Raw genomic sequence first — 25969 nt, 5'->3', positions numbered from 1 at the left:
ATCTAAATGATAATGATTTCTGATACTAGTTGTTCGATATCCGAATGGCAAGAGATTTGTCCGCGCGGCAGGTTTCTGCTGCGCGGTATAAAGCTAGCTGGCGAGGATAATATTACGCCCCATGTTTTTCGCTTCATAGAGCGCGTTATCTGCACGTTTCAGCGCGCCATCAATGTCGGCATCAACCAGCGGCGTCATACCGATGCTAATCGTCACATTGGTGGCGACGCTTTCGTTAAACATATGCGGAATTTTTAGATCGTAGACGCGCTGGCGGATACGATCTGCGGCCAGAAGGGCATTTTCAGCTGTGCTGCTGGTTAAAAGCACCATAAATTCCTCGCCGCCAAAGCGGGCAACAACATCGCGTGAGCGCACGGCGTTGCGAATTGCCGCGGAAACCTGAATTAACGCCTGATCGCCCATCATGTGGCCGTAGTGGTCGTTGTAGGCTTTGAAGTGGTCAATATCCAGCAGTAGGACGTAATGTTCAGTGCTGTCTAATGAAAGGATCGTGTCCAGGCGATTTTGTAAACCGCGGCGGTTGTACAAACCGGTGAGGGGATCCAACATACTGAGATCGTTAAGGGTATTACGCTCCTTCAATAGCTTATCCATCAGTCCCTGAGTGAATACATCGCTACGCTTCTGAATTAAGCTCTGGAGGGTGATACCAGCAATAGGCAGGATAAAACAATAAGACATGCGCAGCCATTGTTCTCCTTCGGCCAGGATCAAGCAGGCACCGAATGTCGGTAATGAGTGCAAGGTGAACGCAATGATATTGCTGGAAAAAGCAATGGTGCCAATAAACAACACGCTTAATAAGGCGATCACCAGATAGTTAAAATGTGGTGGCCCCAGCATCATGGCTTTTAACGTAACGTGCCATGCCCAAAACAGGCCAAATATCAGAGAAATAAATGAAATATTTATTTTGCGTTGCGAGAATTTCCAGTGCCATAACAGCAGGACTGAACTGCAGATAACAATCAGGAAGCAGGGCAGGGTAAAACTAATGACAGTAAAGAGTGGGCTGACCAGGGATAAGAGGGCTGAAACAAAATTAAGCAGTAAAAAAAGCCGTAAGGAATACTGATATTTTTGTTCGTAATGAGATCGCCAGGATTGTGCAGTCATGTTGGAATTGTCATTATTAATCGTTAAAATTCAATATGATGTGTGTCAAAAAAGAATAATAAAAAGCAATGCGCAAAATAAGGTTTTTGCGAAATTATCAGATAATTTAATATATAGTTTTCGTTTGCTTAATTTATCACCTTCATGAATGTATGTCATTACCACGAACGTAAAGAATAATGAGTCACGTTTTACCGGGCATGACAAATGATAAAAATTATCATATGATATTGGTTATCATTATCGTTGTGAGAGGTGAAAACATGTTGCAGCGAAATTTAGGGAGTGGGTGGGGTGTTTTGATCCCTGGCGTGTTGATTGCCGCCCTTGGGTTTGCCGATTTGTCGGTGGACGCCTGGCGCGGGTTAGTCACATTGGGAATGCTTACGTCAGCACTGATGATTTGGCATCGCCAGCTACGGCATTTCGTTTTGCTGCCATCATGCGTTGCACTGATAAGTGGAATTATGCTGATGATGATGAATTTTAAGCTGATGGGATAATGCAGAAGGGTAAGAATATTGGTGCGAGGGGGGGGACTCGAACCCCCACATCCTAAGGACACTAACACCTGAAGCTAGCGCGTCTACCAATTCCGCCACCTTCGCACAGTATTCTTAATTTTGATATTGCCTCGTTGGTGCGAGGGGGGGGACTCGAACCCCCACATCCTAAGGACACTAACACCTGAAGCTAGCGCGTCTACCAATTCCGCCACCTTCGCACAGTGCGAGCAATATCAACGTGGTTTATGGTGCGAGGGGGGGGACTTGAACCCCCACGTCCGTAAGGACACTAACACCTGAAGCTAGCGCGTCTACCAATTCCGCCACCTTCGCATACCATCGACACTATGAAAGTATCGTTACCACGGAGGCGCATTCTAGTGGTTTTCAGCTATTCGTCAATACTTAATTGTACAGGCTGGATTGATTGTTGCAAAAATGGACGGCTTAGGAAGATACGATCCCGGCGGCAAGCATCGCCTGCCGCCGGAGCAGGAGAACGTTACTTTTTCGCCTGACGAGTCATAACCGTACGATAGACTTTAAACCGGCCAGTCTGGGCGATCACTTCGTGGAAACCGAAGGTCTCATCCAGGATATCCGGGTAAGGCAGGAAGGCGTTGGCGACAATACGCAGTTCACCACCGCTATTTAAATGTCGAACCGCCCCGCGAATCAACGTTTGCGCCGCTTCCTGGCTGGTCTGCAGTCCGTCGTGGAACGGCGGATTAGAGATAATCATATCGAAGCGACCATTCACTTCAGAGAAGACGTTGCTGGCAAAAACGTCACCTTCAATGCTGTTTGCGGCAAGGGTGGCGCGGCTGGCTTCTACCGCCGGGGCACTTACGTCGCAGAGCGTTAAGCGAACCTTCGGTGAATGGCTTGCCAGCACGGTTGCCAGCACGCCAGCACCGCAGCCGACATCAAGCACTTTGCCTTTGGTATGCGGCGTCAGGGTTGAGAGCAGCAGTTGGCTACCGATGTCCAGACCATCGCGGCTGAACACGCCCGGCAGCGTTTTAATCGTCAGGTTTTCCAGCGGATATTCGCCCCAGTACTGCTCTGGATTAAATGCTGGCTGTTTTTCCAGGCGGCCGTGATACAGCCCACAGCGGCGTGCGCTGTCGATCTTGTTCAGCGGCGCATATTCGGCCAGCATCTGCTCCGCACTGCGTACGCCGCTGCGGTTTTCGCCAACCACGAAAATATCGATACCTGTTGGCAGCAGCGAAAGCAGATTCATTAGTTGAAACTGAGCTTCTGGCTTATTTTTTGGCCAGTAGTAAATCAGCGTATCGCAATCAGCAACGTCGCTGGCTTCAGCCACCAGGCTAAAACGCGCATTTTCACCCATCTGGCGGCTCAGTACCTGCCAATGGTGAAACTGCTGGGTATGGACGCGGCTGCCAGCCGTATCCAGACGGGCGGGCAGGTCATCCTGCAGATCACCGGCAAACAGAACGCGGGCGGACTCGAAATCATCACTGTGGCGCAGCAAGACTTCACTTGCCGGGGTAAAAGCAGACATGAAACACTCCTTCATTGAGACTGGCGGCGATTATACACGTTATCTTTCAGGCTGCCTCTTTGTTGGGGCGATATGCAATCCGCTGGGCACGTGATTGTTGGCGCAGATACGACGGATTTGCTATATTGCGCGCTTGATTAACAGGAGTGTTTCGCTATGACATCCCGACGAGACTGGCAATTACAGCAACTGGGTATTACCCAGTGGTCGCTACGTCGTCCTGGGGCGTTACAGGGTGAAATCGCTATCTCGCTTCCTGGACATATCCGTCTGGTGATGGTGGCGGAAGCTCTGCCATCACTGACTGAGCCGCTAATCAGCGATATTTTACGTGCGCTGGCCCTGACGCCGGAGCAGGTTATGCAACTGACTCCTGAACGCGTGGCGATGTTGCCGCAGGATGCCCGCTGTAATAGCTGGCGGCTGGGTACTGATGCGCTGTTGCTGTTGGCGGGCGCACAGATATCCTCGCCCGCTTTCGATGAACTTCAGACCAGCACGCCCGCACGCCAGGCGCTCTGGCAACAAATCTGCACACATGAAAACGATTTCTACCCTCAACACGGCTGATTTGCCCCGTGCCTGGCAAATAGAAACACGCGCCCATGCCTTTCCCTGGAGCGAACAGACGTTTGCCAGCAATCAGGGCGAGCGCTATCTGAACCTTCAGTTAGTGGTGGACGGCGAGATGGCGGCTTTTGCGATTACGCAAATTGTGCTCGACGAGGCGACGCTATTCAATATCGCCGTTGACCCCGTTTTTCAGCGTCGTGGCCTGGGTCGGGAACTGCTGGAACATGTGATTGATGAAGTAGAAAAACGCGGCGTCGTCACGCTGTGGCTGGAGGTGCGCGCATCTAACGTCGCCGCCATCGCGCTCTATGAAAGCTTAGGCTTTAACGAGGCGACTATTCGCCGCAACTATTACCCCACGGTCGACGGACGTGAGGACGCAATAATTATGGCACTGCCAATCAGTATGTAAGACAAGGTGAGATGATGAAGTGGGACTGGATTTTCTTTGATGCCGACGAAACGCTGTTTACGTTTGATTCGTTTACCGGCTTACAGCGGATGTTTCTCGACTATAGCGTGACCTTCTCCGCTGAGGATTTTCAGGATTACCAGGCCGTGAATAAGCCGCTGTGGGTGGATTATCAAAACGGTGCCATCACATCCCTTCAGCTTCAGCATCAGCGCTTTGATGGTTGGGCTGAACGCCTGAGCGTGCCGCCAGGTGAGCTGAATGCCGCTTTTATGAATGCGATGGCGGAGATCTGCTCGCCGCTACCGGGCGCGGTGTCGCTGCTCAATGCGCTGCAGGGAAAGGTAAAAATGGGCATCATCACCAACGGCTTTACCTCGCTGCAGCAGACGCGTCTCGAACGAACCGGGCTACGCGATCACTTTGATTTACTGATTATTTCCGAAGAGGTTGGGGTGGCGAAGCCGGATGCGCGCATCTTTGATTATGCGCTAACGCAGGCGGGCAACCCGGAGCGCTCGCGGGTTCTGATGGTTGGCGATACGGCGGAGTCTGATATTCGCGGCGGCGTGAACGCCGGTCTGGCGACCTGCTGGTTCAATCCTCATCAGCGCGAACTGCCTGCGGATCTTCAGCCTGACTGGACGGTGACCTCTTTAAGCGAACTGGAGCAACTCCTGTGTAAACACTGATTGCCTCCCCCTCATTGATGGGTAAAATAGCCGCAATTTTTCGTATTCAACATGCGTGGCGCATAGCCGTGCTTACTCAAGAAGATTGAACTATGACGTTGTCTCCTTTTTTGCAGGAGGTGGCCAAGCGCCGCACTTTTGCCATTATTTCTCACCCGGATGCCGGTAAAACCACCATCACCGAGAAGGTGCTGTTATTCGGACAGGCTATTCAGACTGCCGGTACTGTTAAAGGCCGTGGTTCCAGCCAGCATGCCAAATCCGACTGGATGGAGATGGAAAAGCAGCGTGGTATCTCCATTACCACCTCCGTAATGCAGTTTCCGTATCACGACTGCCTGGTGAACCTGTTAGATACCCCGGGGCATGAAGACTTCTCGGAAGATACCTACCGTACTCTGACGGCGGTGGACTGCTGCCTGATGGTTATCGATGCCGCGAAAGGCGTCGAGGACCGGACCCGTAAGCTGATGGAAGTGACCCGTCTGCGCGATACGCCGATCCTGACCTTTATGAACAAACTTGACCGTGACATCCGCGATCCGATGGAAGTGCTGGATGAAGTCGAGCGCGAGCTGAAAATCGGCTGTGCGCCGATCACCTGGCCAATTGGCTGCGGTAAGCTATTCAAGGGTGTTTACCATCTTTATAAAGATGAAACCTACCTGTACCAGACCGGTAAAGGCCATACCATTCAGGAAGTTCGCATCGTTAAGGGCCTGAACAATCCGGAACTGGATGCGGCCGTTGGTGACGATCTGGCGCAGCAGTTGCGCGACGAGCTGGAGCTGGTGCAGGGCGCGTCCAACGAGTTCGATAAAGAGCTGTTCCTGGCCGGTGAAATTACTCCGGTATTCTTCGGTACCGCCTTGGGTAACTTCGGCGTTGATCATATGCTGGACGGCCTTGTGGAATGGGCGCCTGCGCCGATGCCGCGCAAAACCGATACCCGCCTGGTCGAAGCGCAGGATGAGAAGTTCAGTGGCTTCGTGTTTAAAATTCAGGCCAATATGGATCCGAAACACCGTGACCGCGTGGCTTTCATGCGCGTAGTTTCCGGCAAGTACGAAAAGGGCATGAAAATGCGCCAGGTTCGTATTGGTAAAGACGTGGTGATCTCCGATGCGCTGACCTTTATGGCCGGTGACCGCTCGCATGTTGAAGAGGCGTATCCGGGCGATATTCTCGGTCTGCATAACCACGGTACGATTCAGATCGGCGACACCTTTACGCAAGGTGAGATGATGAAGTTCACCGGTATCCCGAACTTCGCCCCGGAACTGTTCCGTCGTATCCGCCTGAAAGATCCGCTGAAGCAAAAACAGCTGCTGAAGGGGCTGGTACAGCTTTCTGAAGAAGGTGCGGTGCAGGTATTCCGTCCGATTGCCAATAACGATCTGATAGTGGGTGCCGTCGGTGTGCTGCAGTTTGATGTGGTCGTTTCCCGCCTGAAGAGTGAGTACAACGTTGAGGCTATCTACGAGTCCGTTAACGTGGCGACGGCGCGCTGGGTAGAGTGTTCAGACGTGAAGAAATTCGAGGAATTCAAGCGTAAGAACGAAATTCAGTTAGCCCTTGATGGCGGTGATAACCTCACTTATATCGCCCCAACAATGGTTAACCTGAATCTGACGCAGGAACGTTATCCTGACGTTCAGTTCCGTAAAACTCGCGAGCACTAATTGCCTCAGGAGCGCGGCTTTCACCGCGCTCCACGTTGTTTTTCCTTCTGTTTGACCTTTCTGGAAAGTTCTTAATTCTTACCGTTTTGCGCGTTTTTTTACGCTCTCCTGCCGCACTCTCTCGTGTTTCTACTACATTTAATAAGTAATTTTTGGAAACTTAGCTTAATAGACTACTTATTTTGCTTTACCTGTTTAGAAATAACGAGGAACTCACAATGACAAGACCAAAGAACGCCAGGACAGCACTGGCCCTCCTCTTAGGCTCAGCCATCATCAGCGCCTCGGCATATGCGGAAAGCTCGACGGTTGATAGCGCAAAATCTGCTGCCAGTAGCGCGGGGCAAGCTGTTGATAGCTCGATGAACAAAGTCGGGAATTTTATGGACGATAGCACCATTACTGCCAGAGTGAAGGCGGCGCTTATCGATCATAAAGATATTCGCAGTACTGATATCTCTGTGAAGACCGAGAACAAAGTCGTCACGCTGAGCGGTACGGTCGATAGCACAACGCAGCAAGAGCAGGCAGTTAGCGTGGCGAAAGGGGTTGAAGGCGTGACCTCGGTTAACGACAAACTTAGCGTGCAGAATGAAAAGTCTGCTTCACTGAAGGGCTATGCCGGTGACACGGCGGTGACCAGCGAGATTAAAGCTAAGCTATTAGCTGACGATATCGTGCCATCACGAAATGTGACGGTGGAAACCACTGATGGCGTCGTGCACTTATCCGGCACAGTGGCTTCCAGCAAACAGTCAGACCGCGCGGAAGATATCGCTAAAGCCGTTTCCGGCGTCAAAAGCGTGAAGAACGATCTTAGCGTTAAATAAATCCATTATTAAAAGAATTTATTCTGCGGCCTTTCCGCAGGATGTGTAGCACCACAGGGTTGTGTATGCGCGGCCTGAGTGCGCAGAAAATCGACCGTCATTAACTATGGTAAGGAGAGACGTATGTTTAGATGGGGCATTATTTTTCTGGTGATCGCGTTAATTGCCGCTGCTCTGGGCTTTGGTGGACTGGCAGGTACCGCAGCCTGGGCTGCTAAAATTGTTTTCATCGTCGGTATTATTCTGTTTCTGGTCAGCCTTTTTACCGGCCGTCGGCGTCCCTAGACGTTAACCCGTGAAATACCGTCTTACATAAAGCCAGTCAATGTGACTGGCTTTCGCAGTTTCAGGGCGTTAAAAATTGCGTTACCTTTATTTTATATAATAAGTAAGACAGGAAAGCAGGGTGGGACATCGCATTCCCGTAACGCTGGGCAATATCACGCCATTATCTGTAAAACCCTTTCAGCCGGGCAAACTTGCGCTAGTGTGCGAAGGTGGGGGACAGAGAGGGATTTTTACCGCCGGGGTTCTGGACGAATTTATGCGCGCGGGATTCAACCCTTTCGACATGATGTTTGGCACCTCTGCCGGGGCGCAAAATCTGTCGTCTTACATGTGCAACCAGCCTGGCTATGCCCGCAAAGTCATCACGCGCTATACCACTGCCCGCGAGTTTTTCGACCCGATGCGCTTTGTGCGCGGCGGTAACCTTATTGACCTCGACTGGCTGGTGGACAGCACCGCGCAAAAGATGCCGCTGGCGATGACCTACGCTGAAGATCGTTTTGCCCAAGGGAAACAGTTCTGGATGTGTGCCTGCCGCGGTGATGACTATACGCCGAATTATTTTGCGCCAACCCAGCAGACCTGGCTTGACCTGATTCGCGCCTCCAGCGCCATTCCGGGTTTTTATCGTAGCGGCGTGATGCTGGATGGAGTGAGCTATCTTGATGGCGGCGTCAGCGATGCGATCCCTGTCCAGGAAGCTGCCCGCCGCGGGGCACAAACTATCGTAGTGATCCGCACGGTTCCGTCCCAGATGTACTATACCCCGCAGTGGTTTAAACGTATGGAGCGCTGGCTTGGGGAAAGCAGCCTACAGCCGTTCGTGAATCTGGTGCAGCATCATGAATCGACTTATCGTTCCACGCAGCTGTTTATTGAGAAACCGCCGGGCAAGCTGCGCATTCTGGAGATTTATCCGCAGAAGCCACTGAAAAGTATGGCATTGGGAAGCCGCCTTCCCGCTTTGCTGGAGGACTATAAGACTGGACGCCAATGCGGACGTTATTTCCTCGCTACGGTTGGTAAACTGCTGGCCGACAGGCCGCCGCTGCTGCGTCATGCGGCGCGAATTGCCGTGCCCAAAACGGTGGTAGTCCCGCCGGCTCCGGTAGCAAATGAGGTCCTTCAGGCTCCGATTGTTGCGGCACCGCAGGCCAATGACCCCAGCTTTAATAATGAGGATCTGGCGTGACCTTGCGATTTATTGATACCCACTGCCACTTCGACTTTCCCCCTTTTACCGGCGACGAAACCGCCAGCATTGCCCGAGCGGTGCAGGCTGGGGTCACGCAGATTGTGGTTCCGGCCATAGAAGCAGACAACTTTGAGCGCGTCCTGGCGCTAGCGGAGCAACATAATGCGCTCTATGCCGCGCTCGGCTTACATCCCATCGTGATTGAGCGGCATGACGAGAGTAGCCTGGAGCAACTTGAGGTCTATTTGGCTCAACGTCCCAGCAAGCTGGTTGCAGTCGGTGAAATTGGCCTCGATCTCTATCGCGAAGATCCACAATTTGAACGTCAACTTAGCGTATTTGAGGCGCAATTGCGCCTGGCGAAACGCTATGATCTGCCGGTAATCCTTCACTCCAGGCGTACTCACGATAAGTTGGCGATGTTGCTGAAAAAACATGCCTTGCCGCGAACCGGCGTGGTGCACGGCTTTGCTGGCAGCTTGCAGCAGGCGGAGCGTTTTGTGCAACTCGGCTATAAAATTGGCGTGGGCGGCACGATTACCTACCCGCGCGCCAGTAAAACCCGCGACGTTATGGCGCAACTGCCGCTTTCGGCGCTGCTGTTGGAGACCGATGCGCCGGATATGCCATTAAATGGCTTTCAGGGGCACCCGAACCGGCCTGAGCAGGCTGCTCGCGTTTTCGCCACCCTGTGTGAGCTGCGCCAGGAGTCTGCGAATGAAATCGCTAATGCTCTGATTCATAATACAAAAGAGGTTTTTTCTATCCTGTGATGCTCTACTGAGTGATTTAGATCTCATTCTTACCTTTTTATCTCATTGTTTTGCTTAAAATGTGTGAGCTGAGATGAGCGTGATGGTTTCATGTCGTTATAATCGCGAGGTTTTAAGGCTGAACTATCAATACACAGGGACTCTGTATGCAAATTCTCATGGGACTTATCGGCATGGTGGTGCTGTTAGCCATCGCTGTGCTCCTCTCCAGTAATCGAAAAGCCATCAACCTTCGTACTGTCCTCGGTGCATGGATCCTCCAGGTGGGGATCGGTGCGCTAATTCTCTACGTACCGGCCGGGCGCACGGCGCTGCTGGCTATGTCGAACGGCGTTGCTAACGTCATTGCTTACGGCAACGAGGGCATCAGCTTTATTTTTGGCGGGCTGGTTTCCGATAAGATGTTTGAGGTATTCGGTGGCGGTGGGTTTGTTTTTGCTCTGCGCGTTCTGCCGGTCATCGTTTTCTTCTCCTCGCTGATCGCCGTACTTTACTATCTCGGCATTATGCAGTTTGTCATCCGCATTCTCGGCGGGGCGCTGCGTGCGGTGCTGAAAACTTCGCGCACGGAATCGCTCTCCGCGACGGCGAATATCTTCGTCGGCCAAACCGAAGCGCCGCTGGTGGTACGTCCTTATATTGCGACCATGACCCGCTCTGAACTGTTTGCGGTGATGTGTGGCGGTCTGGCCTCTGTTGCGGGGTCGGTTCTTGCAGGTTATGCCCAGATGGGCGTGCCGCTGGAATATCTGATTGCCGCTTCGTTTATGGCGGCACCGGGCGGTCTGCTGTTCGCGAAGATTATCGTGCCCGAAACCGAGCAGCCTCATGATGATCCGGCGCTGGAAAAAAATGACGCCGATCCAGAGGCTCCGGCAAACGTTCTGGACGCTGCCGCGTCCGGTGCCGCTTCCGGGATGCAGCTGGCGCTTAACGTGGGCGCGATGTTGCTGGCGTTTATCGCGCTGATCGCGCTGGTCAACGGTATTCTCTCCGGCGTAGGTGGCTGGTTTAACCATCCGGACCTGTCGCTGCAAATGATCCTTGGCTGGGTCTTCTCGCCGCTGGCGTGGGTGATTGGCGTACCGTGGAGCGAGGCAACCGTGGCTGGTTCATTTATCGGCCAGAAGCTGATCATTAACGAGTTTGTTGCTTATATGAACTTTGGCGAATATCTCAAGGCTGATGCCGAGGTGGCCGCCGCTGGCTTGCAGGTGATTTCAACGCAAACCAAGGCCATCATCTCCTTTGCTTTGTGTGGCTTTGCCAACCTGTCGTCGATAGCGATTCTGATTGGCGGGTTGGGCGGTATGGCTCCCAGCCGCCGCCAGGAAATTGCTCAATTGGGCATGCGGGCCGTTGCGGCGGGTACGCTCTCTAACCTGATGAGCGCCACAATTGCCGGCGTATTCCTCGCGTTATAACTTCGCTGTTAACTCCCAGGATGCCAGCGGCAATGTCGCCGCTGGAATCTCTCTTCTGATTGTTAAAATTCCATCATTTTTTAATTGAAATAAAATCATTAATTATCAATTGATAATGGATTTAATGGTATTTTTTCGCACAAAATGTGCGCACCGATGTCGAGTTGTAGTGCGTTGTTATGTTATTATAATAACATTATCGCAGGCTCAAGAATCCTGATTATGCTTAAAGAGAGTTTCGGGCTTGTGATGTATCTGTTGAGTTTTATTATGTGATTTTTATCACGTTACAGTAATGCAAATTAGTAATGAGTTTTCATTAACTGTGATGTATATCGAAGTGTGACTGCGAGGCGATGTTACAATAGTAACAGGCCCGCAAGGTGAACAAACTTTAAATCGGCAATAGGCCGTCGGAGTATGAAATGACAGATTTATCTGCAAGCAGCCTGCGCGCGTTGAAATTGATGGACCTGACCACCCTGAATGATGACGACACTAATGAAAAGGTGATCGCCCTGTGTCATCAGGCAAAAACTCCGGTAGGTAACACCGCTGCGGTTTGTATCTACCCGCGCTTTATCCCCATTGCGCGTAAGACGCTGAATGAGCAGGGTACCCCGGACATCCGCATTGCGACAGTCACCAACTTCCCGCACGGTAACGATGACATTGATATCGCGCTGGCGGAAACCCGTGCGGCAATTGCCTACGGTGCCGATGAAGTAGACGTCGTGTTCCCTTATCGCGCCCTGATTGCGGGCAATGAGCAGGTTGGTTTTGACCTGGTGAAAGCCTGTAAAGAAGCCTGCGCGGCGGCAAACGTGCTGCTGAAAGTGATTATCGAAACCGGCGAGCTGAAAGAAGAAGCGCTGATTCGTAAAGCTTCTGAAATCGCTATTAAGGCCGGTGCGGATTTCATCAAAACGTCAACGGGTAAAGTGCCGGTAAACGCCACACCGGAAAGCGCTCGCATCATGCTGGAAGTCATCCGTGATATGGGCGTGGAAAAAACCGTTGGTTTCAAACCGGCTGGCGGGGTGCGTAGCGCAGAAGACGCGCAGCAATTCCTGGCGATTGCCGACGAACTTTTCGGTGCCGACTGGGCTGACTCTCGCCACTACCGCTTTGGCGCATCCAGCCTGCTGGCAAGCCTGCTGAAAGTGCTGGGCCATGGCGACGGCAAGAGCGCAAGCAGCTACTAATTACTCGTCATACTTCAAGCCGCAGGTGCGTTAGCTGCACTCTCTCACCCCAGTCACTTACTGTAGTAAGCTCCTGGGGATGAGTTCCCTTGCCGCCTTCCTGCGACTCGAATTATTTAGAGTAATCATTCATTGCAGTGGGTTTTCCGCTGCATTTAACCTGATTAATCGGGGGTTACCGTGTTTCTCGCACAAGAAATAATTCGTAAAAAACGTGATGGTCATGCGCTGAGCGATGAAGAAATTCGCTTTTTCATCAACGGCATCCGCGATAACACCATCTCAGAAGGCCAGATCGCCGCGCTAGCGATGACCATCTTTTTCCACGATATGTCTATGCCAGAACGGGTTTCGCTGACCATGGCGATGCGGGATTCAGGAACCGTTCTGGACTGGAAGAGCCTTAATCTCAACGGTCCGATCGTCGATAAGCACTCCACCGGCGGCGTAGGTGATGTTACCTCACTGATGTTGGGGCCGATGGTCGCAGCTTGCGGCGGCTATGTGCCGATGATTTCCGGGCGCGGTCTCGGTCATACCGGCGGCACCCTCGACAAACTGGAAGCGATTCCGGGCTTTGATATCTTCCCGGACGACAGCCGTTTTCGCGAAATTATTCAAGACGTCGGCGTGGCGATTATTGGGCAGACCAGCTCGCTCGCACCGGCGGATAAACGTTTTTATGCCACCCGCGACATTACCGCGACGGTGGACTCCATCCCGCTGATTACCGCTTCGATTCTGGCCAAAAAACTGGCTGAAGGTCTGGACGCGCTGGTCATGGATGTGAAAGTCGGTAGCGGCGCGTTTATGCCGACCTATGAGCTTTCCGCTGCGCTGGCCGAAGCGATCGTTGGCGTTTCCAACGGCGCGGGCGTGCGCACCACCGCACTGCTGACCGACATGAACCAGGTGCTGGCTTCCAGCGCTGGTAACGCGGTGGAAGTGCGTGAAGCGGTACAATTCCTGACGGGTGAATACCGCAACCCGCGCCTGTTCGATGTCACCATGGCGCTGTGCGTTGAAATGCTGATTTCCGGCAAGCTGGCGGATAACGACGCCGATGCGAGGGCAAAACTGCAGACGGTACTGGATAACGGTAAAGCTGCAGAAGTCTTTGGTCGAATGGTCGCCGCGCAGAAAGGGCCGAACGATTTTATCGAAAACTACGACAACTACCTGCCAACCGCGATGCTGAGCAAAGCGGTCTACGCCGAAAGTGCTGGCTTTGTCGCGGAAATGGACACTCGGGCACTCGGTATGGCGGTGGTATCCATGGGCGGCGGTCGCCGTCAGGCATCGGATTTGATTGATTACAGCGTGGGTTTCACCGATATGGTCCGCCCTGGCGACAGCGTAGACACGCAGCGGCCGCTGGCGGTTATCCATGCTAAGGATGAAAACAGCTGGCAGGAAGCCGCCAAAGCAGTCAAAGCGGCTATTAAACTCGACGATAAAGCGCCTGAAATTACGCCAACGGTCTATCGTCGTATCACCGAATAGTTATATACTGATCTGATCGCTTTTTTGCAGCGCAAAAGGTACGGAGAATAATATGAAACGTGCATTTATTATGGTGCTGGACTCCTTCGGCATCGGTGCGACTGAAGATGCGGATCGCTTTGGCGACGTAGGTTCAGACACCATGGGCCATATTGCAGAAGCCTGCGCCAAAGGCGAGGCTGATAACGGTCGCAAAGGCCCGCTGAATTTGCCTAACCTGACTCGTCTGGGTCTGGTGAAAGCACATGAAGGTTCTACCGGCAAAATTGCCGCCGGAATGGACGGTAATGCGGAAGTGATTGGCGCTTACGCATGGGCGCATGAACTCTCTTCTGGTAAAGATACGCCGTCAGGCCACTGGGAAATTGCCGGTGTGCCGGTTCTGTTTGACTGGGGTTACTTCCCGGAGCATGAAAACAGCTTCCCGCAGGAGTTGTTGGATAAACTGGTTAAGCGCGCTAATTTGCCGGGCTATCTCGGCAATTGCCACTCTTCCGGTACCGTTATCCTCGACCAACTGGGCGAAGAGCATATGAAAACCGGCAAGCCGATTTTCTATACCTCTGCTGACTCGGTATTCCAGATTGCCTGCCATGAAGAGACTTATGGTCTCGATAAACTCTACGAGCTGTGTGAAATCGCCCGTGAAGAGCTGACCGAAGGCGGCTACAACATCGGTCGCGTTATCGCACGTCCGTTTATCGGCGATAAAGCAGGTAACTTCCAGCGTACTGGCAACCGCCATGACCTGGCCGTTGAGCCACCTGCGGCGACCGTGCTGCAGAAGCTGGTCGACGAGAAAAATGGTCAGGTCGTTTCTGTCGGTAAAATCGCCGATATCTACGCCAACTGCGGTATAACTAAAAAAGTGAAAGCGACCGGCCTGGATGCGCTGTTTGATGCCACCATCAAAGAGATGAAAGAAGCGGGTGACGAGACCATCGTCTTCACTAACTTCGTCGACTTCGACTCTTCCTGGGGCCATCGTCGTGATATTGCTGGTTACGCCGCCGGACTGGAATTGTTCGATCGCCGTCTGCCTGAGCTGATGGAGCTGGTGGGTGAAGATGACATTCTGATCCTGACCGCCGACCACGGCTGCGACCCAAGCTGGACCGGTACTGACCATACCCGTGAACACATTCCGGTGCTGGTTTATGGCCCGAAAGTGAAACCGGGTTCGCTTGGTCACCGTGAAACCTTTGCGGATATCGGCCAGACCCTTGCTAAATACTTTGGCACTTCCGACATGGAATATGGCAAGGCTATGTTCTGAGTCAGGGTGGGTGAGGCCTGATGACCTCACTCCGGCCCTCTCCCCTTGGGAGAGGGATAAAAGAATGTCGGCCGGGCAAGGCTCGCCGTCGCCCGGCAAAAAAATTAAAAAGGAACTGAAGATGGCAACTCCACATATTAACGCCGAGATGGGTGATTTCGCTGACGTCGTATTGATGCCGGGCGACCCGCTGCGCGCGAAGCACATTGCAGAAACTTTCCTTGAAGACGTACGTGAAGTGAACAACGTGCGCGGCATGCTGGGCTTCACCGGCACCTATAAAGGCCGCAAAATTTCCGTTATGGGCCACGGCATGGGTATCCCGTCCTGCTCCATTTACGCGAAAGAGCTGATCACCGACTTTGGTGTGAAGAAAATCATCCGTGTCGGCTCCTGCGGTGCCGTGCGTATGGACGTTAAGCTGCGTGACGTGGTTATCGGTATGGGTGCTTGCACTGACTCTAAAGTTAACCGTATGCGTTTTAAAGACCATGACTTCGCGGCAATCGCAGACTTTGGTATGGTGCGTAACGCGGTTGATGCGGCAAAAGCGCTGGGCGTCGACGCGCGCGTCGGTAACATCTTCTCTGCTGACCTGTTCTATGCACCGGACGGCGGCGAGATGTTCGACGTGATGGAGAAATACGGCATTCTGGGCGTAGAAATGGAAGCGGCCGGTATCTACGGCGTCGCTGCGGAGTTCGGGGCGAAAGCGCTGACTATCTGCACCGTATCCGACCACATCCGTACCCACGAGCAGACCAGCGCTGCTGAGCGTCAGACGACCTTCAACGATATGATCAAAATCGCGCTGGAATCCGTTCTGCTGGGCGATAAAGAGTAAGTATTGTGTCGCCCGGTAGCGCTGCATTTACCGGGCCTGCGCAAAAACCTGTAGGCCGGATAAGGCGTAGCCGCCATCCGGCTTTTTTTATCGAAGTATTTATTCATAAATCTTCGCATTCTTAATATTTATCCATACTTTTCATTGTGATGTGATTTTAATTTATTCAGATATCTATCCAGGTATCTATTCATGCAGTTCGACCTTGCATCCATGATGGACATACAAGCAGGGCCTCTGGGCATCCATAAATTTCAGCCATGCGGCTTCTCACAGCAGTGCTTATTTGTTCTTTTTTTTCAATACGAGCAAGTGATTCCGGGGTGATGTTCAACATTTTTGCTGCATCAGTACGAGATAAGTGTTTATAGATACGCACCGCAGCAAGCCACGATACTTTTTGCTGAGCCATGACGAGCGCAACAGCTTGCTCTTGTTTTATCGCGTCAATCATGCAGCCATTCCTTTAAGTGGGAGAAATGATGAACTGACAAGGAATGAAGGTGCCATGCTGGAAGAGTCGTTACCTCACCGCCCCGGCAATCCACGCCGATAGCTCCCGCAGCTCTTTCTCTTGCTCCGGGAAATCCACTAATAATGCATCGCACTTCTGCTGCAGCATATCAGCGCGATACAGGCAGCCCTGCAATCTGGCGGCCAGCGCTTCCAGCGGGGCCGGGTTCAGGCTGTCGGTAAAGACCTGAGTTCGCGTGATATGGCCTTTCTCGACGTCGAAATGCAACTCTACGCCACCCCAGGTAAATCGCTCGTCCAGCAGGTGAGAGAAGGCGGGGGCCTGGCCAAAGTTCCACTCCCAACTGCTCTGGCGGGCAAAGGTATCGGTAAAATTTGGCAGATCCGGCATTTTGTCAGGAGAGATAATTTCAGCCTCAACGCGTTCGCCATAGTGGGCAAAGAATGCCTCCTGAATCGCCTCGCAGACCCGCTGATGCGTAATGCCTGGCAGCAGTTCGACCAGGTTCGCCACGCGCCCGCGTACGGAGGTGATCCCTTTTGCCTGTAGCTTTTTCTTATCAGGATTCAGATAGTTAGCCAGACGACTTAAATCCGCGTTCAGCAGTAGGGTACCGTGGTGGAAGCCGCGATCCATTGTTTCGCGATAGGCGGAGCCGGAGACCTTGCGGTCGCCCTCGGCGGTTTTCACCACCAGATCGTTGCGCCCGGAGGCCTCCGCCGTGACCCCCAGCGAATTCAGCGCCGTTAGGACAATATTGGTGGAGACCGTCTTATCGTACTCCGGTTTACCGGCCATAAAGGTAAAGCAGGTATTGCCCAGATCGTGGAACACCGCGCCGCCGCCACTGCTGCGCCTCGCCAGGCGCACGTTGTCTTCTTCCATGCGTCGGGTATTGCACTCTTTCCATGGGTTTTGTGCGCGGCCGATAACCACCGTATCGGCATTACGCCACAGAAACAGTACCCGTTGCGTGGCGGGCATCTGGCGAAAAATCGACTCCTCAACCGCGAGGTTGAACCACGGGTCGTAGGAGTCGGAGAGCAGCAGGCGCAGCGTGGACATAGCGATTTCCTTATTCTGATTCATCTTTATCTTCATCCTGCACCGGCTTATTGGCGGTGAGCAGGAAAGGGGATTGCTGCCAGCGGGTACGTTTACCTTGCAGCAGAGTTCGCGTTAGCACCACGCCGATAGCCAGCGACAGCAGTAGCATCAGGCGTAAGATATTGGTGGTATTATCCACCTGCTGGGCTTCGGTGGCTAACGTATGGGTATCCAGCGTCAGGCGCAGGTAGCCCAGAGGGCCATTTTTACCCTGGATAGGCTCGACGATTTGTTGATTGAAGTAACCGCCCGCTTTTTTACCGTCCAGCGCCAGCCGATCGCGTACCTCGATGCTTTCGCCGGAACGCGCGACCAGGTCGCCCTGTTCGTCATAAACGCCGGCGTCCAGTATCCGACTTTTGTGGGTAAGCTGCTCCAGCAGCTGGCTAATCCGCTTTTCATCGGGCGTTTCGTTACGCATCAGCGGTGCCAGGTTTAACGTTACCTGTTGAGCGAGCGTGCGAGCCAGTTCTTCTAACTGCGGGTTGCGCTGCTTTTGACTATTCTGGCTGAACCACGACGCACCCTGCATCAGGGCGACGAGGAGTGCGAGACAGATCAGAACAATAACAGCGCGGTGCAGCCGGAATTTAAGTTTTGCGCGTACCATATTCCACCTTTGAAAATTTGCAGCTTAATGTTGCCAGAAGCGCTGGTTACAAGGTAGCCTCATGCGTTATTTTCCTCGCCTGAATGAAGTGATGTGGAGCCGTGATGCCAAACAGTTTGACCTGGTGCGACCTGCCTGAAGATGTTTCCCAGTGGCCTGGATTGCCGCTTTCCCTGAGCGGTGATGAGGTCATGCCGTTGGATTACCATGCTGGACGCAGCGGCTGGCTGCTGTATGGCCGCGGCCTTAACAAGCGTCGTCTGACGGAATGGCAGCGTGAGCTGGGCGCAGCGCTGGTTATCGTTGCCTCCTGGACGGTTGATGACTACCAGGTGATTCGTCTGGCTGGTTCGTTAACGTTACGAGCGACCCGTCTGGCGCATGACGCCGGGCTGGACGTCGCGCCGCTGGGCAAAATCCCCCATTTGCGCACGCCGGGTTTGCTGGTAATGGATATGGACTCGACGGCGATTCAGATTGAGTGCATTGATGAAATCGCCAAACTGGCAGGAACCGGTGAGCTGGTTTCGGAAGTGACAGAACGCGCCATGCGCGGCGAACTTGATTTTACCGCCAGCCTGCGCCAGCGCGTGGCGACGCTGAAAGATGCCGACGCCAATATTTTGTTCCAGGTACGTGAGACTTTGCCGCTGATGCCTGGGCTGACGCAGCTGGTATTGAAGCTGGAAAGTCTCGGCTGGAAAGTGGCCATCGCCTCTGGCGGCTTTACCTTCTTCGCCGAGTATCTGCGCGATAAGCTGCATCTCGATGCAGTGTTTGCCAACGAGCTGGAGATCATGGACGGGAAGCTGACCGGCAACGTCCTTGGCGATATCGTTGATGCCAAATTTAAAGCCAATACGCTGCGCAAACTGGCGGAAAGGTATGAGATCCCGTCGGCGCAAACCGTGGCGATTGGCGATGGCGCCAACGATTTGCCGATGATTAAAGCGGCAGGCCTCGGTATCGCCTATCATGCGAAACCAAAAGTGAATGAACTGGCGGAAGTGACAATCCGCCATGCTGACCTGATGGGGGTATTCTGTATTCTCTCCGGCAGCATGAATCAAAAGTAAGAGGTTAACGTGGCGAAAGCTCCAAAACGCGCATTTGTCTGTAATGAATGTGGTGCGGATTATCCGCGCTGGCAGGGGCAGTGCAGCGCCTGTCATGCCTGGAATACCATCACCGAGATGCGCATTGCCGCTTCGCCGCAGGTGGCAAGAAATGAGCGTCTGTCAGGGTACGCCGGGAATGCTGGCGTCTCTAAAGTGCAGAAACTCTCTGAGATCAGCCTGGAAGCGCTGCCGCGTTTTTCGACCGGCTTTAAAGAGTTCGACCGCGTGCTCGGTGGCGGTGTGGTGCCGGGCAGCGCGATTCTGATTGGCGGCAGCCCTGGCGCGGGTAAATCGACGCTGCTGCTGCAAACCCTGTGCAAGCTGTCAGAAGGCATGAAAACGTTGTACGTCACCGGGGAAGAGTCGCTCCAGCAGGTGGCGATGCGCGCTCATCGTTTAGCGCTACCGACTGCGAATCTCAATATGTTGTCTGAAACCAGCATTGAGCAAATCTGCCAGATTGCTGACGAAGAAAAGCCGCAGCTGATGGTTATCGACTCCATCCAGGTGATGCATATGGCCGACGTGCAGTCGTCGCCGGGCAGCGTGGCCCAGGTACGTGAAACGGCAGCCTATTTAACGCGCTTTGCTAAAACTCGCGGTGTGGCGATTATTATGGTCGGCCACGTCACCAAAGATGGTTCGCTGGCCGGGCCAAAAGTGCTGGAGCACTGTATCGATTGCTCTGTTCTCCTTGATGGTGATGCTGACTCCCGTTTCCGTACTCTGCGTAGCCATAAAAACCGCTTCGGCGCAGTCAATGAGCTGGGCGTATTCGCCATGACCGAGCAGGGCCTGCGTGAGATTAGTAACCCATCGGCCATCTTCCTGAGTCGCGGGGATGAAGTGACCTCCGGTAGTTCGGTGATGGTGGTCTGGGAAGGTACTCGCCCGCTGTTGGTGGAAATCCAGGCACTGGTCGATCACTCGATGATGTCTAACCCGCGCCGCGTGGCGGTGGGGCTGGAGCAAAACCGTCTGGCCATCCTGCTGGCGGTGCTGCACCGTCACGGCGGCCTGCAGATGGCCGATCAGGACGTGTTCGTCAACGTTGTCGGCGGGGTGAAGGTCACCGAGACCAGCGCCGATCTGGCGCTGCTGCTGGCGATGGTTTCCAGCTTGCGCGACCGACCGCTACCGCAGGATCTGGTGGTCTTCGGCGAAGTGGGGTTGGCAGGCGAAATCCGCCCGGTGCCGAGCGGACAGGAGCGTATTTCAGAAGCGGCTAAACATGGTTTCCGTCGGGCTATTGTTCCGGCGGCCAACGTGCCGAAAAAAGCGCCGGAAGGGATGCAAATCTTTGGCGTGAAGAAGCTTGCGGACGCACTTAACGTCTTTGACGACTTATAGACATATAATAAGTTAAAAGGAGACTCGCTATGTCGTCATTTGACTATTTAAAAAGCGCCATTAAGCAGAAGGGTTGTACGCTACAGCAGGTGGCGGACGCCAGCGGGATGACAAAAGGCTATTTGAGCCAGCTGCTGAACGCCAAAATTAAAAGCCCGAGCGCGCAGAAGCTGGAAGCGCTGCACCGGTTTCTGGGGCTGGAATTTCCGCGTCGGCAAAAAAGCGTGGGCGTGGTTTTTGGTAAATTTTATCCGCTGCATACCGGGCATATTTATTTGATTCAGCGCGCCTGTAGCCAGGTCGATGAGCTGCATATCATTATGGGTTACGACGATCCTCGCGATCGTGAACTGTTTGAAAAGAGCGCGATGTCGCAGCAGCCGACCGTCCCCGATCGCCTGCGTTGGCTGCTGCAAACCTTTAAGTATCAGAAAAATATTCGCATCCATGCCTTTAATGAAGAGGGCATGGAGCCTTATCCGCACGGCTGGGATGTCTGGAGCCGTGGGATCCGCGCCTTTATGAGCGAGAAGGGTATCGAGCCAAACTGGATCTACACATCGGAAGAGGCCGATGCGTCGCAGTATCTGGAGCATCTGGGCATCGAAACCGTACTTGTCGATCCGAAACGCACCTTTATGAGCATCAGTGGCGGTCAGATTCGTGAAAACCCGTTCCGCTATTGGGAATATATTCCTACCGAGGTGAAGCCGTTTTTCGTGCGCACGGTAGCGATACTCGGCGGCGAGTCGAGCGGTAAGTCGACCCTGGTAAATAAGCTATCCAATATATTTAACACCACCAGCGCCTGGGAATATGGCCGTGATTATGTCTTTTCGCATCTCGGTGGCGATGAGATGGCTTTGCAATATTCCGACTATGACAAGATTGCTCTCGGCCATGCGCAGTATATTGATTTTGCGGTGAAATACGCCAATAAGGTGGCGTTTATCGATACCGATTTCGTCAGCACCCAGGCGTTTTGTCTGAAGTATGAAGGTCGGGAACATCCTTTCGTTCAGGCGCTTATCGATGAGTATCGCTTTGATCTGGTTATCCTGCTGGAAAACAATACGCCTTGGGTGGCCGATGGTCTGCGTAGCCTTGGTAGTTCAGTGGATCGCAAGGAGTTCCAGACGCTGCTGGTGTCGCTGCTCAGAGAGAATGAGATCGACTTCGTGCATGTAAAAGAGGCGGATTACGATGCCCGATTCCTGCGCTGCGTCGAGCTGGTCAAAGAGATGATGGGTGAGCAGGGGTAGTTCAGTACCTCTGCGGTCTGATGCCCTCACCCCGACCCTCTCCCACGGGGAGAGGGAGAAAACCGACCTGCCCGGTGCAGAGGGTTGATCCCCTCGCCCCTTTGGGGAGAGGGAGCAGACATTAAAAAGGGCAACTTGCGTTGCCCTTTTGCTTTTATTTCGAGATACGCTTGTACTTGATACGCTTCGGCTCCAGCGCGTCTGCGCCGAGGGTGCGTTTCTTGTACTCTTCGTATTCGGTGAAGTTACCTTCAAAGAACTCGACTTTACCTTCATCCTGATAATCCAGAATGTGGGTTGCTACGCGGTCAAGGAACCAACGGTCGTGCGAGATAACCATTGCGCAGCCCGGGAATTCCAACAGGGCGTTTTCCAGCGCGCGCAGGGTTTCGATGTCCAGGTCGTTGGTTGGTTCATCGAGCAGCAGTACGTTACCGCCAACCTGCAGCAGCTTCGCCAGATGCAGACGACCGCGCTCACCACCGGACAGTTCGCCGACGCGTTTGCCCTGATCGACACCCTTAAAGTTAAAGCGGCCCACGTAGGCACGGCTTGGCATTTCGGTGTTGCCGATACGCATAATATCTTGCCCGCCGGAAACTTCTTCCCACACGGTTTTGCTGTTATCCATCGCGTCACGGAACTGATCAACGGAGGCCAGCTTCACGGTGTCGCCCAGGGTAATGGTGCCGCTATCAGGCGCTTCCTGACCGGACATCATGCGGAACAGGGTGGATTTACCCGCACCGTTTGGACCGATGATGCCGACGATAGCCCCTTTCGGTACTGAGAAGCTCAGGTCGTCAATCAGTACACGATCGCCGTAAGATTTACGCAGGTTACTGACTTCAACCACTTTATCGCCCAGACGAGCTCCTGGTGGAATAAACAGTTCGTTAGTTTCGTTACGTTTCTGGTATTCAGCACTGTTCAGCTCTTCAAAGCGTGCCAGACGGGCTTTACCCTTAGACTGACGGCCTTTTGCGCCCTGACGAACCCACTCCAGCTCCTTCTCGATAGATTTACGACGGGCCGCTTCCTGAGAAGCTTCCTGCGCCAGACGCTGATCTTTCTGCTCCAGCCAGGAGGAGTAGTTACCTTCCCACGGAATACCTTCGCCACGGTCAAGCTCGAGGATCCAGCCGGCAACGTTATCGAGGAAGTAGCGGTCGTGGGTAATCGCCACGACGGTACCTTCGAAGTCGTGCAGGAAGCGTTCCAGCCACGCCACGGATTCGGCATCCAGGTGGTTAGTCGGTTCGTCGAGCAGCAGCATGTCTGGCTTTTCGAGCAGCAGACGGCACAGCGCCACGCGGCGACGTTCACCACCGGACAGATTGGCGATTTTGGCATCCCAATCCGGCAGACGCAGTGCATCCGCGGCGCGCTCAAGCTGCACGTTCAGATTATGGCCATCGTGCGCCTGGATGATCTCTTCAAACTTGCCCTGCTGAGCGGCGAGTTTGTCGAAATCGGCATCCGGTTCAGCGTACTTAGCGTACACCTCGTCCAGACCCTTCAGCGCGTTGACCACTTCGGCCACGGCTTCTTCGACCGATTCACGAACGGTCTGCTCTGGATTCAGCTTTGGTTCCTGCGGCAGGTAGCCAATTTTAAGGCCGGGCTGCGGGCGAGCTTCGCCTTCGATATCGGTATCAATGCCGGCCATAATACGTAGCAGGGTAGACTTACCGGCGCCGTTCAGGCCGAGAACGCCGATTTTTGCACCTGGGAAAAAGCTCAGGGAGATATTTTTCAGAATATGACGTTTCGGCGGAACCACTTTGCCGACACGATGCATGGTATAAACGAATTGAGCCACGTTGGACTTCGCCTCTTTTATATACTCTTCATCCTTCAGGCTGCCTCTGTGTTGGCTGCATTCGAAAACCCCGGTCACATAGCCATCTATGCTCGCAGGGATTTTCTCTCTTGCCGCCTTGATGCAGCCAGAATGATTTTGAGTAGGGTAGTGAATAGTTATCAAAGGCGAAGTGTAGCCTTTTTCACGTTCTAATCCCAGCCAGCAGAGCTCACTCGCAACAAAAGTAAAAAAGTGTCCGGAACGTGGCACTTTCTGCAATGTCTGATTAGCATGAATCTATTAAGCGGCATGATGCTGCACAGACGTAACACGATAAGAGGAAGAGCTTGTGGACAAAGCCAAACACGTTACCTGGCGCCTGCTGGCGGCCAGCGTATGTCTACTGACGCTAAGCCAACTGGCGCATGCGGATTCACTGGATGAACAACGCAGCCGCTATGCTCAAATTAAACAGGCGTGGGACAACCGACAAATGGATGTCGTTAACCAGTTGATGCCGACGCTGACGACTTACCCGCTCTATCCTTATCTCCAGTACCGGCAGATAACCGATGATTTGATGAACCAGCCTGCTCTGGTGGTGACCAATTTTATCGCCTCCAACCCGACGCTGCCCCCGGCGCGATCGCTGAAATCACGTTTCGTCAACGAGCTGGCGCGTCGTAGCGACTGGCGTGGCTTGTTGTCCTTCAGCCCGGATAAACCAGCCAGCACCGAAGCACAGTGTAATTACTACTATGCAAAATGGAGTGTGGGCCAAACGCAGGAAGCCTGGAATGGGGCGAAAGAGCTGTGGCTGAGTGGCAAAAGCCAGCCAAATGCCTGCGACCAGCTGTTTGGTGCCTGGCGCGCCTCCGGCCAGCAGGATCCGCTGGCTTACCTTGAGCGGATCCGTTTGGCGATGAAGGCGGGGAATACCAGTCTGGTACGGGTTCTGGCCCAGCAGATGCCGTCTGATTATCAAACGATTTCGACGGCGGTTGTCGCGCTGGCTAACGATCCCAATAGCGTCATGACTTTCGCACGCACTACCGGGGCGACGGACTTTACGCGCCAGATGGCGGCGGTCGCTTTTGCCAGCGTTGCGCGTCAGGATGTGGAAAATGCGCGCCTGATGATCCCATCGTTAGCGCAGGCACAGCAGCTGAATGAAGACCAGACCCAGGAGCTGCGGGATATTGTCGCCTGGCGTCTGATGGGCAGCGACGTGACCGAAGAGCAGGCTATCTGGCGCGATGATGCCATTATGCGTTCGCAATCCACCTCGCTGGTGGAACGCCGGGTGCGGATGGCGCTTGGCGCTGCAGATCGACGTGGTTTGAACACCTGGCTGGCGCGTTTGCCGATGGAGGCGAAAGAGAAGGATGAATGGCGCTACTGGCAGGCCGATCTGCTGCTGGAGCGCGGGCGTGATGATGAAGCCAAAGACATTCTGCGTTCTCTGATGCAACAACGCGGCTTCTACCCGATGGTCGCTGCCCAGCGTCTTGGCGAAGAGTACACTTTCCGCATCGATAAAGCGCCGGCTAATCTCGATCCGGCGTTAACCTCCGGGCCGGAAATGGCGCGGGTTCGCGAGCTGATGTACTGGAATATGGATAACACTGCGCGTAGCGAGTGGGCGAATCTGGTGACCAGCAAGACCAAAGATCAGCAGGCGCAGCTGGCGCGGTATGCGTTTAATCAGAACTGGTGGGATCTCAGCGTCCAGGCCACGATCGCCGGGAAATTATGGGATCAGTTGGAAGAGCGTTTTCCACTGGCTTATAACGACATCTTTACCCGCTATATCAGCGGTAAAGATATTCCGCAAAGCTACGCGATGGCGATTGCGCGTCAGGAGAGCGCCTGGAACCCGAAAGCCGGTTCACCGGTGGGGGCCCGCGGCCTGATGCAGATTATGCCGGGTACGGCTACGCATACGGTGAAGATGTTTAATATTCCGGGTTACAGCGGCACGTCGCAGCTGCTGGATCCGGAAATGAATATCAACATCGGTACCAGCTACCTGCAATATGTTTATCAGCAGTTTGGCAACAATCGTATCTTCGCCTCTGCGGCCTATAATGCGGGTCCTGGACGCGTTCGTACCTGGCGCGGCAACAGCGGTGGGCGTATCGATGCAGTGGCGTTTATCGAGAGTATTCCGTTCTCGGAAACGCGCGGTTACGTGAAAAACGTCCTGTCTTATGATGCCTACTATCGCTACTTCATGGGACAAAAAGATACGCTGATGAGCGATGCGGAGTGGAAGCTGCGCTACTAATACCATCACCTTCGGGCAACATAGCATTTTGCTATGTTGCCCGAAATCCATAGAGTACGGACAGAAGTATGTTATGCTTTGT

24 protein-coding genes and 3 tRNA genes are annotated in these 25969 nt (G+C 53.5%); 18 read left to right on the top strand and 9 right to left on the bottom strand.

Annotated elements, in window-relative coordinates; all coding sequences use genetic code 11:
• Nucleotides 1-93: 93 nt before the first annotated feature.
• Complete coding sequence (locus tag ACMYSL_RS24880; RefSeq protein WP_182236129.1) at nt 94-1140, bottom strand: GGDEF domain-containing protein; 1047 nt, start codon at nt 1138-1140, stop codon at nt 94-96.
• Between the two features lie 263 nt (nt 1141-1403).
• On the opposite strand from ACMYSL_RS24880, the gene ACMYSL_RS24875 reads away from it, so the two are divergent.
• Complete coding sequence (locus tag ACMYSL_RS24875) at nt 1404-1643, top strand: DUF1435 domain-containing protein (protein WP_434664259.1); 240 nt, start codon at nt 1404-1406, stop codon at nt 1641-1643.
• A 19-nt stretch (nt 1644-1662) separates the two neighbouring features.
• On the opposite strand, the gene ACMYSL_RS24870 is transcribed toward ACMYSL_RS24875, so the two are convergent.
• From ACMYSL_RS24870 to rsmC, 4 genes are all read right to left on the bottom strand, one after another.
• A tRNA-Leu gene (locus ACMYSL_RS24870) sits at nt 1663-1748 on the bottom strand.
• A 30-nt stretch (nt 1749-1778) separates the two neighbouring features.
• Nucleotides 1779-1864, bottom strand: a tRNA-Leu gene (locus tag ACMYSL_RS24865).
• A gap of 28 nt (nt 1865-1892) precedes the next feature.
• Nucleotides 1893-1979: transfer RNA gene (locus ACMYSL_RS24860), tRNA-Leu, on the bottom strand.
• 169 nt (nt 1980-2148) lie between these two features.
• A complete protein-coding gene (gene rsmC / locus ACMYSL_RS24855; protein WP_434660232.1) occupies nt 2149-3177 on the bottom strand; it encodes a 16S rRNA (guanine(1207)-N(2))-methyltransferase RsmC in 1029 nt (342 codons plus the stop codon).
• A gap of 156 nt (nt 3178-3333) precedes the next feature.
• On the opposite strand from rsmC, the gene ACMYSL_RS24850 reads away from it, so the two are divergent.
• The 13 genes from ACMYSL_RS24850 to deoD all read left to right on the top strand — a co-directional run bounded on the left by ACMYSL_RS24850 (nt 3334) and on the right by deoD (nt 15874).
• Nucleotides 3334-3747, top strand: coding sequence for a DNA polymerase III subunit psi (locus tag ACMYSL_RS24850; protein ID WP_434660231.1), 414 nt, complete (start codon nt 3334-3336; stop codon nt 3745-3747).
• A complete protein-coding gene (rimI, locus tag ACMYSL_RS24845; RefSeq protein ID WP_434660230.1) occupies nt 3716-4162 on the top strand; it encodes a ribosomal protein S18-alanine N-acetyltransferase in 447 nt (148 codons plus the stop codon). The genes ACMYSL_RS24850 and rimI overlap by 32 nt, the downstream gene beginning before the upstream one ends.
• A gap of 14 nt (nt 4163-4176) precedes the next feature.
• Nucleotides 4177-4854: a pyrimidine 5'-nucleotidase gene (gene yjjG / locus ACMYSL_RS24840; protein ID WP_110272699.1), complete on the top strand. Its 678-nt coding sequence runs from the start codon at nt 4177-4179 to the stop codon at nt 4852-4854.
• A gap of 92 nt (nt 4855-4946) precedes the next feature.
• Entirely contained in the window at nt 4947-6536 is a 1590-nt protein-coding gene (gene prfC, locus ACMYSL_RS24835; protein ID WP_110272698.1) for a peptide chain release factor 3, read from the top strand.
• Nucleotides 6537-6754: 218 nt separating this feature from the next.
• Nucleotides 6755-7366 carry a molecular chaperone OsmY gene (gene osmY, locus ACMYSL_RS24830; protein WP_110272697.1) on the top strand — a complete coding sequence of 204 codons (612 nt, stop codon included), beginning with the start codon at nt 6755-6757 and terminating at the stop codon, nt 7364-7366.
• 123 nt (nt 7367-7489) lie between these two features.
• Nucleotides 7490-7651 carry a DUF1328 domain-containing protein gene (locus tag ACMYSL_RS24825; RefSeq protein WP_071200058.1) on the top strand — a complete coding sequence of 54 codons (162 nt, stop codon included), beginning with the start codon at nt 7490-7492 and terminating at the stop codon, nt 7649-7651.
• A 121-nt stretch (nt 7652-7772) separates the two neighbouring features.
• Complete coding sequence (locus ACMYSL_RS24820) at nt 7773-8846, top strand: patatin-like phospholipase family protein (RefSeq protein WP_434660228.1); 1074 nt, start codon at nt 7773-7775, stop codon at nt 8844-8846.
• Nucleotides 8843-9622 carry a metal-dependent hydrolase gene (locus ACMYSL_RS24815; RefSeq protein WP_304255761.1) on the top strand — a complete coding sequence of 260 codons (780 nt, stop codon included), beginning with the start codon at nt 8843-8845 and terminating at the stop codon, nt 9620-9622. Before ACMYSL_RS24820 ends, ACMYSL_RS24815 begins: the two co-directional genes overlap by 4 nt.
• 146 nt (nt 9623-9768) lie before the next feature.
• Complete coding sequence (locus ACMYSL_RS24810) at nt 9769-11046, top strand: NupC/NupG family nucleoside CNT transporter (protein WP_182236139.1); 1278 nt, start codon at nt 9769-9771, stop codon at nt 11044-11046.
• Between the two features lie 425 nt (nt 11047-11471).
• Nucleotides 11472-12251 (top strand): deoxyribose-phosphate aldolase, encoded by a 780-nt coding sequence (deoC, locus tag ACMYSL_RS24805; RefSeq protein WP_434660226.1) that lies wholly within the window; start codon nt 11472-11474, stop codon nt 12249-12251.
• 180 nt (nt 12252-12431) lie between these two features.
• A complete protein-coding gene (gene deoA, locus ACMYSL_RS24800) occupies nt 12432-13754 on the top strand; it encodes a thymidine phosphorylase (RefSeq protein ID WP_434660224.1) in 1323 nt (440 codons plus the stop codon).
• Between the two features lie 52 nt (nt 13755-13806).
• Nucleotides 13807-15030 carry a phosphopentomutase gene (gene deoB, locus ACMYSL_RS24795; RefSeq protein WP_182236145.1) on the top strand — a complete coding sequence of 408 codons (1224 nt, stop codon included), beginning with the start codon at nt 13807-13809 and terminating at the stop codon, nt 15028-15030.
• A 121-nt stretch (nt 15031-15151) separates the two neighbouring features.
• Nucleotides 15152-15874, top strand: a complete 723-nt coding sequence (deoD, locus tag ACMYSL_RS24790; protein ID WP_182236147.1) for a purine-nucleoside phosphorylase — start codon at nt 15152-15154, stop codon at nt 15872-15874.
• A gap of 190 nt (nt 15875-16064) precedes the next feature.
• On the opposite strand, the gene ACMYSL_RS24785 is transcribed toward deoD, so the two are convergent.
• The 3 genes from ACMYSL_RS24785 to ACMYSL_RS24775 form a co-directional block, all read right to left on the bottom strand.
• A complete protein-coding gene (locus tag ACMYSL_RS24785) occupies nt 16065-16328 on the bottom strand; it encodes a helix-turn-helix domain-containing protein (RefSeq protein WP_182207132.1) in 264 nt (87 codons plus the stop codon).
• Between the two features lie 69 nt (nt 16329-16397).
• The gene (gene lplA, locus ACMYSL_RS24780; RefSeq protein ID WP_434664256.1) at nt 16398-17414 is read right to left on the bottom strand and encodes a lipoate--protein ligase LplA; all 1017 of its coding nucleotides are present in this window, start codon (nt 17412-17414) and stop codon (nt 16398-16400) included.
• 10 nt (nt 17415-17424) lie between these two features.
• Nucleotides 17425-18066: a YtjB family periplasmic protein gene (locus tag ACMYSL_RS24775; RefSeq protein ID WP_110272689.1), complete on the bottom strand. Its 642-nt coding sequence runs from the start codon at nt 18064-18066 to the stop codon at nt 17425-17427.
• A 104-nt stretch (nt 18067-18170) separates the two neighbouring features.
• Between ACMYSL_RS24775 and serB the strand changes: the two genes are divergently transcribed.
• From serB to nadR, 3 genes are read left to right on the top strand one after another with little or no spacing between them, the layout of a single operon-like run.
• Nucleotides 18171-19142 (top strand): phosphoserine phosphatase, encoded by a 972-nt coding sequence (gene serB, locus ACMYSL_RS24770; RefSeq protein WP_434660222.1) that lies wholly within the window; start codon nt 18171-18173, stop codon nt 19140-19142.
• A 9-nt stretch (nt 19143-19151) separates the two neighbouring features.
• The gene (gene radA, locus ACMYSL_RS24765; protein ID WP_434660221.1) at nt 19152-20534 is read left to right on the top strand and encodes a DNA repair protein RadA; all 1383 of its coding nucleotides are present in this window, start codon (nt 19152-19154) and stop codon (nt 20532-20534) included.
• A 29-nt stretch (nt 20535-20563) separates the two neighbouring features.
• The gene (gene nadR, locus ACMYSL_RS24760) at nt 20564-21796 is read left to right on the top strand and encodes a multifunctional transcriptional regulator/nicotinamide-nucleotide adenylyltransferase/ribosylnicotinamide kinase NadR (protein WP_181483698.1); all 1233 of its coding nucleotides are present in this window, start codon (nt 20564-20566) and stop codon (nt 21794-21796) included.
• Nucleotides 21797-21950: 154 nt separating this feature from the next.
• Here the strand turns inward: nadR and ettA are convergent, their stop codons facing one another.
• On the bottom strand, nt 21951-23618 hold the full coding sequence (ettA, locus tag ACMYSL_RS24755) for an energy-dependent translational throttle protein EttA (protein ID WP_110272790.1): 1668 nt from the start codon (nt 23616-23618) through the stop codon (nt 21951-21953).
• 331 nt (nt 23619-23949) lie between these two features.
• Between ettA and sltY the strand changes: the two genes are divergently transcribed.
• Complete coding sequence (gene sltY, locus ACMYSL_RS24750) at nt 23950-25887, top strand: murein transglycosylase (protein WP_434660220.1); 1938 nt, start codon at nt 23950-23952, stop codon at nt 25885-25887.
• Nucleotides 25888-25969 lie beyond the last annotated feature (82 nt).

It is taken from the genome of Klebsiella sp. MISC125, from assembly GCF_051131775.1.
Lineage (GTDB): Bacteria > Pseudomonadota > Gammaproteobacteria > Enterobacterales > Enterobacteriaceae > Klebsiella.
The sequence above is the reverse complement of the archived record's forward strand: the minus strand, read 5'-3'. Positions and strand labels throughout refer to the sequence as shown.